Annotated in this window: 9 protein-coding genes and 2 pseudogenes; 6 read left to right on the top strand and 5 right to left on the bottom strand. The window is 58.3% G+C overall.

All coding sequences use genetic code 11. The features are described from left to right. Positions 1-111: 111 nt before the first annotated feature. Both HII27_RS27290 and HII27_RS24500 read left to right on the top strand, forming a co-directional pair. Positions 112-2,892, top strand: a pseudogene (locus tag HII27_RS27290) (zincin-like metallopeptidase domain-containing protein); the annotation flags it as partial. A 21-nt stretch (positions 2,893-2,913) separates the two neighbouring features. Further along, a complete protein-coding gene (locus HII27_RS24500; RefSeq protein ID WP_185669947.1) occupies positions 2,914-3,363 on the top strand; it encodes a KfrB domain-containing protein in 450 nt (149 codons plus the stop codon). 691 nt (positions 3,364-4,054) lie between these two features. Here the strand turns inward: HII27_RS24500 and HII27_RS24495 are convergent. Beyond that, positions 4,055-4,612 (bottom strand): recombinase family protein, encoded by a 558-nt coding sequence (locus HII27_RS24495; RefSeq protein WP_010466470.1) that lies wholly within the window; start codon positions 4,610-4,612, stop codon positions 4,055-4,057. A gap of 480 nt (positions 4,613-5,092) precedes the next feature. Further along, positions 5,093-6,097, bottom strand: a complete 1,005-nt coding sequence (locus tag HII27_RS24490; RefSeq protein WP_000427619.1) for an IS110-like element IS5075 family transposase — start codon at positions 6,095-6,097, stop codon at positions 5,093-5,095. A gap of 227 nt (positions 6,098-6,324) precedes the next feature. Between HII27_RS24490 and chrA the strand changes: the two genes are divergently transcribed. The 4 genes and pseudogenes from chrA to HII27_RS24470 all read left to right on the top strand — a co-directional run bounded on the left by chrA (position 6,325) and on the right by HII27_RS24470 (position 8,837). After that, positions 6,325-7,530, top strand: coding sequence for a chromate efflux transporter (chrA, locus tag HII27_RS24485; protein ID WP_000184001.1), 1,206 nt, complete (start codon positions 6,325-6,327; stop codon positions 7,528-7,530). 10 nt (positions 7,531-7,540) lie between these two features. After that, positions 7,541-7,846, top strand: a complete 306-nt coding sequence (locus HII27_RS24480; protein WP_000130000.1) for a PadR family transcriptional regulator — start codon at positions 7,541-7,543, stop codon at positions 7,844-7,846. Positions 7,847-7,889: 43 nt separating this feature from the next. Next, positions 7,890-7,955, top strand: a pseudogene (locus HII27_RS27630) (EAL domain-containing protein); the annotation flags it as partial. Between the two features lie 117 nt (positions 7,956-8,072). After that, on the top strand, positions 8,073-8,837 hold the full coding sequence (locus HII27_RS24470) for an IS6-like element IS6100 family transposase (RefSeq protein ID WP_001389365.1): 765 nt from the start codon (positions 8,073-8,075) through the stop codon (positions 8,835-8,837). 492 nt (positions 8,838-9,329) lie between these two features. On the opposite strand, the gene mphR(A) is transcribed toward HII27_RS24470, so the two are convergent. From mphR(A) to HII27_RS24455, 3 genes are read right to left on the bottom strand one after another with little or no spacing between them, the layout of a single operon-like run. Further along, positions 9,330-9,914, bottom strand: a complete 585-nt coding sequence (gene mphR(A) / locus HII27_RS24465) for a macrolide-binding transcriptional repressor MphR(A) (protein ID WP_001137892.1) — start codon at positions 9,912-9,914, stop codon at positions 9,330-9,332. Further along, entirely contained in the window at positions 9,914-11,152 is a 1,239-nt protein-coding gene (gene mrx(A) / locus HII27_RS24460; protein WP_000004159.1) for a macrolide resistance MFS transporter Mrx(A), read from the bottom strand. Before mrx(A) ends, mphR(A) begins: the two co-directional genes overlap by 1 nt. Further along, positions 11,149-12,054, bottom strand: coding sequence for an Mph(A) family macrolide 2'-phosphotransferase (locus HII27_RS24455; RefSeq protein WP_000219391.1), 906 nt, complete (start codon positions 12,052-12,054; stop codon positions 11,149-11,151). Before HII27_RS24455 ends, mrx(A) begins: the two co-directional genes overlap by 4 nt. Positions 12,055-12,216 lie beyond the last annotated feature (162 nt).

Here is a 12,216-nt window from a genome sequence, read left to right as displayed (position 1 = left end):
TCACCCTGTGTTCTCCTGCTCAAAAATTGAGCAGAAGCAGTTGAACACCTGGGTCAGTTTTCAGTCGGCAGAACAGCCTCTACTGGGTCAGTTTTCGGTCAGCGGCAACAATCAGGGGCGCGCATCACACATGCAGGCGGTGATAGGGCGTTTTACCGGCCATCAACCGACAGCATCACCATGCCCGAGCGCGGCCAGTTTCCCTCGGCCGACAACTACTACGCGACCGCACTGCATGAGCTGGGGCATTGGACTGGCCACCCTTCGCGGCTTGACCGTGACTTGTCCAACCCATTCGGGTCGGAGGGGTACGCCAAGGAAGAGTTGCGGGCAGAGATTTCCAGCATGATCCTGGGCAACGAGCTGGGTATTGGCCACGATCCTGGTCAGCACGTTGCGTATGTCGGGTCATGGATCAAGGTGCTGCAAGAAGATCCACTTGAGATCTTCCGGGCAGCCGCGGATGCCGAGAAAATCCAGGCTTTCGTCCTGGCGTTTGAACAGCAGCAAGTTCAAGACCACCAGGTGGACACCGCGCAGCTAGGCCAAGAGCAGGCCGAGGTATTGGCCCATATCCAGGAAGCCCACAAGAACGCCAATCCTGGATACAGCGCCCTGGAGTCGTGGCAGACCCTGGAGCGCACTGCCGAAGCTAACGGCCTCAAGGCAATGCTTCGCTGGTCGAATGCTGGCGAGTACGAGGCGGATATTCGCGTCGAGTACCAGGATACAGACGGAAAATTGATCCCAGTACATAGCGAGCTGCACAGCGGCGACGGTAAAGCTGTGAGCTGCATCGAGGGGCAGCGAGTTCCAGGCACTGGCATGACTTCGGATGATGAGTGGCAGACGAACGCCCTCAACTCTGCAATCGCCACAGCCCGGCATCGGCAGGAACAGCAGGAGGCCAAAATGGAGCAGGGACAGCAGTTGCCCCAACAGGAAATCACACAGCAGCAACTGACCGCCGAGCAATGGGTGCTGGACAAGCTGAGTAGCGACCTTCGCCCTGCCATTGGCCGGATGAACGAGCGGCAGCTAGACACTGTGCAGAGTGTTCTGGATTCGATGCACCCAATGGGCAACAACAACCCGTTCTGGCAGCGCCATGAGCCAGCCGCCGAAGCCATGTACCAGGATGTTGACCAGGTAGAGAAGCAGATATTCGATGCTACTGATGCGGTCAGCGACCGGCGCGAAGTGCTCCAGGGCCAGGGGCTGGTTCAGGCTGATGATATGCAGCAAGCAGTCGAGCAAGCACGACTGCGAGAAGCGCAGGTGCGACAAAACCCGAACAGCACTGACGAGGACATTTCTGCGGCCAAAGAAGAGCGAAAAAATGCCGAGGTGGCGCTTGCTCTAAATGATCCTGAAATGCAGCGGCGAATAGCCGAACTCGAAAAGAGCGAGGCCCGTAGCGAGCAGAGCAGTACCAGCGTGGCCAAGGAAAAGACCTGGTTGGCTGTTCCATACGAGCAGCGCGACGAGGCCAAACAGGTCGCTGGCAAGCTACAGAGCGGCCGTCCCGCCATCGGTTTCGATAAGCAGACTAAATGCTGGTACGCGCAGCCTGGCGCAGACCTGGAGAAGCTACAAAAGTGGCTGCCAGAGAACCAAGTTCGCCAGGCCCCCGCGATGGAGCCGCGAGAAGAGTTCGCCCAGGTCATGAAGGAAGCCGGCCTAGTGGTTGATGGAGAGCACCCCATCATGGACGGCAAATGGCACCGAGTCCCGGTCGAGGGGGGAAGCAAGGGCAACACCTCGGGAGCTTATCGGGGGTTCGAGCTGGAACCCGGCGAGAAAGGCGTTCCTGCAGGTACGATTCAGAACCACCGCACAGGCTTCCAATCAAACTGGAAAGCCAAGGGCTACGCGCTCAGCGAGGGCGACAAAGCATCTTTCAATGCCGAAGCTGCGCAGCGGCAAGCCCAGCGAGAGCAAGAGCGGCTGGTGAATCAAGCCCGCGCAGTTAAGGCGATCGGCGAACTGCTGGCGATCGCACCACAAGCAACAGCGGATCACACCTATCTCCAGAACAAGGAGGCCAGGCCCGGCGACCTCAAGGTTGTACCTGCGGACACAGCGGGCTTGCCTGCCGATTCGATCATCCTCATTGGGAAAAATGCTAGGGAGTCGAAGGCGCTGCGCGAGGCCAACCCGGATAATCTGGTCTTCACAGCCGGCGACTTGCTGCTGACCGCACAGGACAGCAATGGCAACCTCAAGGCTGCGCAGTCAATTCGCGCCAACGGCACGAAGATGTTTGCCAAGGGCACCGAGAAACACCAGAACTTCCATGTCGTCGGCGGCGCTGGCCTGGAGGCTCTGCAAGCAGCTCCTGCCATCGTGATCGGCGAAGGCTATGCCACGGCCGATACGCTGTCCCAAAGCCTTGGCTACGCAACCGTTGCGGCGTTTGACTCGGGCAACCTTCCCCATGTCGCCGCGCAGATGCGCGAGCAGTTCCCCGACAAGCCAATTCTGATTGCCGGGGACAACGATCTTCACCAGGAGCTGATTGACGGCAAGAACCCAGGCCGAACTAAGGCCCAGGAAGCGGCGAAGTCGGTAGAAGGCAAGGCCATCTTTCCGATCTTCGCACCAGGCGAGCAAGCCTATCCGGCTGGAGTGGAACCCATCGACCCGGAGAAGGCCCGCGCCAATAAGCTGACCCCTGAGCAACAAGAAGCTATCAACCAGATGAAGCGTTTCACGGACTTCAACGACCTGGCCACCAAAAGCAGCCTCGGCCGTGAGGCCCTGGATCGCCAGGTGCGGTCGGAGGTTGGCTTAGCCATCGAGAAGCACCAGGAGCGCATCGAGCAGAAACGCCTCGAGCAAGTTCAGACGCAGGCAGAGAAGCAACAACCGCGACGGGCAATGTCGCGCTAACAAGGAGAAGTTGAAGTGGTAATGAAAATTGCAAACCGCAATAACGGCGATGCCGGCGTTCTCATGAAGCCCGAAGGCAGCGTGAAAATCGTAGTGCTGAATGGCAGCCGTCAGATCGACCAGGTTGTACCTGGTGCGGGGAAAGATGGAGAACCGGGCTGGGTCACCATGAAGGTACAGCCAGAGGCAGGATTGCCTAAAGGCATCCACCAACTGAGCGACGCCACTAATCCAGCCAAGAACGTCCACCCGCAAACCTACGGTGGACAGGTGCTGCACGTTGACCAGAAGCATGTCTATCAGTTCGGCCCCAAGGGAATCGTCCAGCATGATCGCAAGCTGTTCGAGAAGGAGCCGGTAGTGGGCAAGTGCTACGAGGTGTCCTATAGCCGAGGTGTTGGCAAGGTCAAAGCAGAGCTGAGCCAGGAGGAAGGGGCCAGGCTGCAAGCGAAAAAGGCGCATACCCTGTGAAAGAGGCTGTCGGCCGGCGCTTAGCCCTGGAAGCGTCTCGACTCAACCTGACTGGCACCGAGACTGCTGCCAGGATTGGCTGTTCCCGGCGCACCTGGTGCTACTACGAAGCAGGGAAGAGCTGCCCGGATGCGGTGGCCTTGGCCAGTCTCGACCAGCTGGGTTTTGACGTGTTGTACGTCATTACCGGGCGCAGGGGTAAAGCGCTGTAGTAGAATCGCCGCCGCTGTACCTTTGGTCAGCGGCAGGCTGGAGTCGCAAGACTCGCCCAGGTGCTCACCCCCTCACGTCTACTTCTGTGGCACCGCGCTCGCTGATCGTCCTATTACAAAGCCCTCGCCTTGAGGGCTTTTTTTCGTCTTCGCGTCAGCAGGCGAAGGCCAGCGCCTCGATCCGTGGGAGTTGTTCATCACGTCCAGGAGCGCGCCAGTTTGTCGGTAGCCACCTCGATCCGTGCGCCCCCCTGACAAATTGTCACCCCTCTACACACGCGGTTTCAGGGGCGCATCACCTGATCCGTGGGAGTTGTTCATCACGTCCAGGAGCGCGCCAGTTTGTCGGTGGCCACCTCGATCCGTGCGTCCCCCCTGACAAATTGTCACCCCCTCTACACACGCGGTTTCAGGGGCGCATTACCTGACCCGTGGGAGTTGTTCATCACGTCCAGGTTCACGCCAGGTCGGCCGGAGGCCTATTCCCGATCCCGCGCCGGCAGGTGTCGATAGAGAGTTGGCAACGATACCCCGATGGACATGGCCACCTCCTTGGCGTCCATCCCGTTGCTCAGCAACGTTTGTGCTGCCTCGGTTTTTGCTGGGGTCATTACCGGACGCCGGCCACCGACCTTTCCGCTACGCCTAGCGGCTTCCAGGCCGGCCCTGGTTCGCTCCAGGATCAATTCCCGCTCCATTTCCGCCATAGCGGCAAGGACGTGGAAGAAAAAGCGTCCAGCGGTTCCTTTGGTGTCGATACCGTCAGTGAGCGAACGAAGATCGACCTTCCGCGCATCAAGTTCGGCAGCAAGGTCAACCAGCCCTTTCATTGAACGACCAAGGCGATCCAGCTTCCACACGACGAGCGTGTCACCCTCGCGGGCGAAAGCCAGTGCATCTATCAGGCCGGCGCGGTCTAGTTTCTTCCCGCTGGCCTTATCGGTGAAAACCTTGTCGCATCCAGCCGCTTGTAGTGCGTCGAGCTGGAGGCGTAAGTCTTGATCGACAGTTGAGACGCGAGCGTAGCCAATCAACATCAGGTGACCACCTGATTAGCGGTCTGGGTTCTGTGGGTCATGGCCTTCTTCTCAAATTTCGTTCTCCCGAGGGTATTTGAGAAAGTTTTTTTGAGAAAGCGTTTTGAGACAAAAAAAGCCCCGCGTTGCGGGGCCTTGGTGTCACTTTCAGAAGGCGACAGCACGAAATATCAAAAGTCGACCGCACGGTCTTTTCTGACGTTGGAGTCGCCTCAGAAAACGGAATCTATGGTCACTCCCGTTTTTGCAACACCGATTTTGACGACAAGTTGGCTTGCTTGAATCTATCCGGCGTCTGAATGGGATTTTATTCCCGCGCCTCGATGAGTTCCGCGCCTGATGAACCTCCAGAAAATATACGGCTTCAATGAGCCTTTCCGTTTTACAGGTTCCTCAACAGGCCGGTGGGCCGTTAGTATCATCAATATCAGTATTCGCAAAACCAGATGAATGATTGTTTAAACTGGTGTATTTCTGCCTTTATGCTTCGTAAGTTTGCTGTCGCGCCGTCAGTGCCCAGGCTATTCTGGCCAGCTTGTTTGCCAGAGCACAGGTGACGACAAAGTTGCTTTTCCGACACAACAACTCCCTGACCCAGTCGGCCAACTTGCCAGACTGGTGTTCCAGTTTTTGTATGAATACCCTGGCACACTGAACCAACAAAGTTCGGATCTTTTTGTTGCCCCGCTTGCTAATCCCTAACAATGTCGTCCGACCTCCCGTGCTGTACTGTCGGGGTACCAGCCCTGTTGCCGCCGCAAAGTCACGGCTGCTGGCGTACTGCTTCCCGTCGCCAATCTCAGTTGAAATAGTACTGGCAGTCAGCGTTCCAACGCAGGGAATACTCAGCAAGCGCTGTCCAACCTCATCTTCGTCCAACTTTCGTTTCAACTGAGATTCCAGATCTTTAATCTGCTCAACAAGATAGTGATAATGCTGTTGTAATTTCAGCAGTAACTGGCTGAGATAAAGAGGCAAACTACTGTCCTCAAGAAGGGTACTCAGTCGACTAATAACGGCAGCACCTCGCGGAACGCTGATACCAAATTCCAGCAGAAAAGCATGCATCTGATTAGTTGTTTTCACCTTATCCTGAACCAGGGATTCACGGACACGATGCAGAGCTCGCATTGCCTGCTGAGATTCGGTTCTGGGCTGCACGAAACGCATAGATGGACGTGATGCTGCTTCACAGATAGCTTCAGCATCAACGAAGTCATTTTTGTTGCTTTTAACGAATGGGCGGACAAATTGCGGTGATATCAGCTTTGGAAAATGCCCTAACTCTTCCAGCTTGCGTGCCATAAAGTGAGAACCGCCACAGGCTTCCATCGCGATGGTTGTTGCCGGGCATGTCGCCAGAAATTCGATTAGCTTTGGTCGGGTGAATTTTTTACGGTAAACGGCCTTCCCACGATGATCCTGACAATGAATATGGAAAGAGTTCTTACCCAGATCGATACCAATAAGCGCAATGTTTTCCATGATGGTTCTCCGAATGAAAGCCTGTCCTCAGCATAGTACTGGGAAGGAGGGAGTGACCATCTCATTAAATAAAGCACGCTAAGCCGTAAGTAAGCGTGCTCCTGTGAAAGCCACAGCTAAAACTGCGTAGTACACATAGAGGTATTTTTTTCTAGATTTATATCGAATTTCGTTATCGAATTTCGCTTATTATTGATCAACTCGTTGCAGATCATGAAGGCGAAAGTATGACGAATAACCCTACCGATGACAGCAGACCATGGTCGGTCTTTCTTATTTTTCTGCGGCTTGGATTGACATCTTTTGGCGGCCCCATTGCGCACTTGGGCTACTTCCGCGCCGAATTTGTCACACGGCGGCGCTGGCTCTCCGAACGGAGCTATGCTGACTTGGTCGCGCTTTGTCAGTTCTTGCCAGGGCCTGCAAGCAGCCAGGTCGGCATAGCGGTAGGACTGTCTCGGGCTGGATACAGCGGGGCGCTGGCTGCTTGGGCTGGCTTCACGCTGCCGTCTGCCATAGCCTTGATCCTTTTTGCGCTCGGCATCTCCAGCTATGGCGATTACGTCTCGCAGGGCGCGTTGCATGGCTTAAAAGTGGTGGCTGTGGCCGTGGTCGCTCAAGCAGTATGGGGCATGGCGCGTAACCTATGCACGGATGGGCTGCGAGTCACCATCATGGCAATTGCTACCTGCGTCGTTTTACTTGTGCCGTCCGCGTGGGGACAGGTTGGCGTGATTGCTATCGCAGGCATCGCAGGCCGGTTATTGTTCAAGCCAGCGAAAGTTGTTGAGCATGACCCCCTACCTATCACGGTCAGTCACCGGGCCGGCGTGCTTTGGCTCTCGCTGTTCTTTGTCTTGCTGATTGGCCTGCCGGTGTTGGCCGAACTGATGCCAAGTCAAACCATGGCAATGGTGGATTCCTTCTATCGTGTCGGATCACTGGTGTTCGGCGGTGGTCACGTTGTGCTGCCATTACTGCAAGCCGAAGTGGTGCCCTCCGGCTGGGTCAACAATGAATCCTTTCTCGCGGGGTACGGGGCAGCTCAAGCGGTGCCCGGCCCTTTGTTCACGTTCGCCGCGTTTCTTGGTGCCTCGATGAACACCGCCCCGTCGGGCTGGATCGGCGGCATTGTGTGTCTGCTGGCTATCTTCGCGCCCTCGTTCTTGCTGGTCGTCGGATCAATGCCATTTTGGGAGCGTTTGCGCCGCAATACAGGCATCCAAGCTGCGCTGGCCGGGATCAATGCCGCTGTAGTCGGCTTGCTGCTGGCCGCGCTGTATCAGCCTGTATGGACTAGCGCCATCTTTCAGCCGCAAGACTTCGGCTTGGCATTAGTTGCCCTTGTCGCACTTATGTTCTGGAAGCTCCCGCCGTGGCTGGTTGTCCTCGGTAGCGGTGCAGCTGGGTGGCTGTTGAGCGTCGCTCTGTGAGGCACAAAAAATGACTGACAAAGACCTCTACGGCGGTTTGATCCGCCTGCACATCCTTCACCATGCAGCCGAGGAACCTGTCTTTGGGCTGGGGATCATCGAAGAGCTACGCCGACACGGCTACGAGATGAGCGCTGGCACCGTGTACCCGATGCTGCACGGCCTGGAAAAAAAAGGCTATCTGACCTCACGCCACGAACGCACCGGGCGACGTGAACGGCGTGTTTATGACATCACTGAACAAGGCAGAACTGCACTTGCTGATGCGAAAACAAAGGTCAAGGAGCTGTTCGGAGAGTTGGTAGAAGGTGGTTGAGTTTTTGCTTCTATGTCAGGTTGAGCTATACCCTAACTGGATTGTCATTTTCAGAAGACGACTGCACCAGTTGATTGGGCGTAATGGCTGTTGTGCAGCCAGCTCCTGACAGTTCAATATCAGAAGTGATCTGCACCAATCTCGACTATGCTCAATACTCGTGTGGGCTCTGTTGCAAAAATCGTGAAGCTTGAGCATGCTTGGCGGAGATTGGACGGACGGAACGATGACGGATTTCAAGTGGCGCCATTTCCAGGGTGATGTGATCCTGTGGGCGGTGCGCTGGTATTGTCGCTATCCGATCAGCTATCGCGACCTTGAGGAAATGCTGGCGGAACGCGGCATTTCGGTCGACCATACGACGATCTATCGCTGGGTCCAGTGCTACGCCCCGGAGATGGAGAAGCGGCTGCGCTGGTTCTGGCGGCGTGGCTTTGATCCGAGCTGGCGCCTGGATGAAACCTACGTCAAGGTGCGGGGCAAGTGGACCTACCTGTACCGGGCAGTCGACAAGCGGGGCGACACGATCGATTTCTACCTGTCGCCGACCCGCAGCGCCAAGGCAGCGAAGCGGTTCCTGGGCAAGGCCCTGCGAGGCCTGAAGCACTGGGAAAAGCCTGCCACGCTCAATACCGACAAAGCGCCGAGCTATGGTGCAGCGATCACCGAATTGAAGCGCGAAGGAAAGCTGGACCGGGAGACGGCCCACCGGCAGGTGAAGTATCTCAATAACGTGATCGAGGCCGATCACGGAAAGCTCAAGATACTGATCAAGCCGGTGCGCGGTTTCAAATCGATCCCCACGGCCTATGCCACGATCAAGGGATTCGAAGTCATGCGAGCCCTGCGCAAAGGACAGGCTCGCCCCTGGTGCCTGCAGCCCGGCATCAGGGGCGAGGTGCGCCTTGTGGAGAGAGCTTTTGGCATTGGGCCCTCGGCGCTGACGGAGGCCATGGGCATGCTCAACCACCATTTCGCAGCAGCCGCCTGATCGGCGCAGAGCGACAGCCTACCTCTGACTGCCGCCAATCTTTGCAACAGAGCCCGCCGTGCTAGTCTGCTCGGTGATGGTGGAGTGAAGCCAACCCGCAATCGGGTTATGAATCTGCATCGCGATTCGCAATCAGCTGTCTCTTGAGCATGTCGAACTCCTGCGATGTTATCTCGCCGTGCTCGTGCTGCTACACCAACTTGTCCAACTCATCCGCCACACCGCTCCCCACCACCTGCGATGGCCAGGTTGTTTGCTGGGCGCATTGGCGGAGTATCGTCTCGACCCGGGACACCCACACCGGCACAACCTTACGGGAGTGATTCACTGTCAAAGAATCGGCCCGGTGCTCTGACGCAAGTATCGGGATGGTCACCATTTGTAAGCCGTAGACCTGAGTGGTGATCAAGACTTCGATACCACCGACCGTACCGGTACTAATCGACGACGGTCGTGTTCGTCGCCTGCCGCAGGGACTCTGCACACCTCCGTTTACGCATGTGCCTGGAGGAGTTGGAAATCGTCGTGTTCGGGAAACATTAAACACAGGATGGCAGCGATCTGAGCCAGCACATGATCAGCTAGCTCACCATCCGGATCGACGGCCCACTGCATCGTCGCGCCAGCGATGACCGAGTGCAGGAGCAACTCAGCTGCCGCAGGAGCACCTGGGGGCAGTCGCTTGCGGATCCCCTCCACCACCGCGCGGTTCCGCTGGATCGCAAGCGTGCGTAGCTCCGGCACCTGGAGCTCGTACCAGGAGATGAGATAGTTCACCGAGAAGTCGTTGCGAGTGTTCATGCTCCGAACGAGCACCTGCAAAAATTCCCAGAGCCCTTGCGGCCCTGCGCCTATCGGTATCGCATTCAGGTAATGCCGCACCTGCTCGACGCCGCGCTCCATCATCCTCACCAGCAGCGTATCGCGGTTGGTGAAGCGCTGGATTAACGCTGCGCGGGAGAGCCCCACCTCCTTTGCTACTCCGCTGAGCGTGAACTCTATGGGACCGCAACGCTTCAGCACTACGGTGGCGGCCTCGAGTACCTCGTCATCGGACTTGAGCTTGGGGCGGGGCATCAGTGTTCACCTTCTGTATGGGTTGGGGCGGAGGCTGTGGCTGCCGCCGCCATTGTAGCAAATTGAAGACGGAGCGAGAGTAGAGCCACGAGCCCCGCAAACACGGCCGATACAACGAGGCCAGGGAGCGGACCAGCAAGGTCGACAAACGCGCCGGCCGCAAGCATAACCATGGGCGAGGCTGACAGCATCACCGCCGAGACCGTGCCGAGTACCCGGCCGAGAAGTTCTGGCGGCGTGCGGTTGTAGATGGCAGCGTTGAGAATGGGAGAGACTGAGCCGGTCAGCAGTCCCACGAGCGCGCCCAACAACATCAGCACCGGCACGCCTGGCAACTGTGAAAGCAGAAGCGAGCCCACCGCAGAGCCACAAAATGCCACCGCCAGCCAGTTCTGCGCTGATATCCGGGCGCCGACCGACGCATGAATGGCAATGCCAAGGAGACCACCAGCCCCCATCATTGAGGAGAACAGCCCGAGCTCTGCTACTTGGCGTCCTGCATCTACAAACAGCGCAGGCATGATGACGCTGCCGTTGGCGCCAACGATGCCCACGAAGATCATCACTATACCAAAGAGAGGGCGCAGCAGGGGTTCGCTCCAGAGAAAAGCGACGCCGGCGCGCATGGAGAGAGTCGCCGTCGTGGTCATCGTCCGAGCGGCACGCGCGGGAAGCACCCACGCGCCGAGCAGACCTGCAAGGACGGAGCAGAACGCCGTCAGCCCGAGCGTTGGCGCAGCGCCAAGCAGGCCGATTGCGGCCCCCCCAAGGGCCGGGCCACCTAGAATCGCGACGTTCCCGATCACCGCTTTCAGTGACGAGACGCGCTCAACGGAGAGCCCGGCGACGTGGCCGAGTTTGGGCAGCTCACTGTCCTGCGCGGCCATACCGGGTGCGTCGAACGCGGCACCGAGCACCACGCAAGCGATCAGCCCAGTGTTCGAGAGGGCGCCAACGGCATCGAGCAGTGGGATGCTCGCCATGGCCACGCCGCCCACCACACCCGAGATCAATGCGACGGGCGCGCGCCCGAACCGATCGACGAGGCCACCACCAACCCACGCGCCGATGATGGTCGCGATGACGCTGCTAGCGGCCGTGGCGCCCGCCCAGGCCGCGCTCTTTGTATGAGACAGGACGAACCATGGAAGCGCGAGGGCCGCCACCGCGTTGCCGATCCGGAAGAGAAAGGTCGCCGCGAACAGCGTCGCGAGCGGGCTATATCGACGTTCGCTCATTCCGCTGCGGCGAGCTGCGCCTTCGCCGCAGCGAGGTACTCTTCGTTACCCGAGTCGAGGGCGAAGAGTGCGTAGGTGACCGCCCCGAACGCAAGGCGCTCCGCGATGTGGTGGGCGAGCCGCGGCCACACCCGGCCACCGGCCGCTTCATACGTGAGGAGGAGCTTCGCGAGCCCCTCTTCACCAAAGACCATAAGGTGCGCGGCCATGTCGATGGCAGGGTCATCAACGCGGGCCTCGCTCCAGTCGATCATCCCGCTGACGCGCTCCGTGTTGTCGATGAGCACATGGCCCACGTAGAGATCGCCATGCACCACCACGGAGAAATCTGGCCACGACGAATCGTCGTCGAGCCAGCGCTGCCACCGGTGGAGGCGCTTGTCGTTCACCACGAACTCGCGTCGGACGCGGTCAACGTCGTCGGCCACCTTCTGACGGGCCTGCGTCGGTGTACGGATGAGCATCCCCGCATCCACGGCGGCGGAAATGGGGACGGCATGCAGGGCGGCGAGCGCGGTCGCGAAGCTCTCCGCGAAGACCTCCGAGTCCTGCGGCACGACCCAGTCGGGCGTGGACGAACCAGGCTGGATGACCATCGCAGTCGAGTCTTCGAGCATGGGATAGGCAACGAGCTCGGCGTTGGCCACGCGCCAGTCCGGCACCGCGAACGGCAGGCGATTCTTGAGCATTGCCAGCACCCGCGCCTCTGGTTCGACCTTCGCGCTTACCTCGGCTCGGCGCGGGATGCGCAGCACCCACCGACGTCCATCGTCGACGGTGGCGATCACGATCCTATAGTCGAGCCCAAGCTCATTGACAGTCAGCGGGCCATGGAGCTTGAGCCCATGTCGGGCTGCAAGTGCGTACAGTTGGGAGGTATCGGCGGTCGTGACTACGGTCATGATTCACTCCTGAGGGCTTGACGGGTTTAGCCACCTAAATGTAACAGTCACGTCGGTTATATTCAATCCGGCACTGTTGCAAAGTTAGCGATGAGGCAGCCTTTTGTCTTATTCAAAGGCCTTACATTTCAAAAACTCTGCTTACCAGGCGCATTTCGCCCA

This window comes from Kluyvera sichuanensis (genome assembly GCF_014218705.1).
GTDB classification, from domain to species: domain Bacteria; phylum Pseudomonadota; class Gammaproteobacteria; order Enterobacterales; family Enterobacteriaceae; genus Kluyvera; species Kluyvera sichuanensis.
The sequence above is the reverse complement of the archived record's forward strand: the minus strand, read 5'-3'. Positions and strand labels throughout refer to the sequence as shown.

What these genes read in the sequence shown, in the direction of transcription:
- HII27_RS24500 (WP_185669947.1), top strand. Translation starts at nt 2,914, where the DNA reads ATGAAAATTGCAAACCGCAATAACGGCGATGCCGGCGTTCTCATGAAG.
- HII27_RS24495 (WP_010466470.1), bottom strand. Translation starts at nt 4,612, where the DNA reads ATGTTGATTGGCTACGCTCGCGTCTCAACTGTCGATCAAGACTTACGC.
- HII27_RS24490 (WP_000427619.1), bottom strand. Translation starts at nt 6,097, where the DNA reads ATGGAAAACATTGCGCTTATTGGTATCGATCTGGGTAAGAACTCTTTC.
- chrA (WP_000184001.1), top strand. Translation starts at nt 6,325, where the DNA reads ATGACGAATAACCCTACCGATGACAGCAGACCATGGTCGGTCTTTCTT.
- HII27_RS24480 (WP_000130000.1), top strand. Translation starts at nt 7,541, where the DNA reads ATGACTGACAAAGACCTCTACGGCGGTTTGATCCGCCTGCACATCCTT.
- HII27_RS24470 (WP_001389365.1), top strand. Translation starts at nt 8,073, where the DNA reads ATGACGGATTTCAAGTGGCGCCATTTCCAGGGTGATGTGATCCTGTGG.
- HII27_RS24455 (WP_000219391.1), bottom strand. Translation starts at nt 12,054, where the DNA reads ATGACCGTAGTCACGACCGCCGATACCTCCCAACTGTACGCACTTGCA.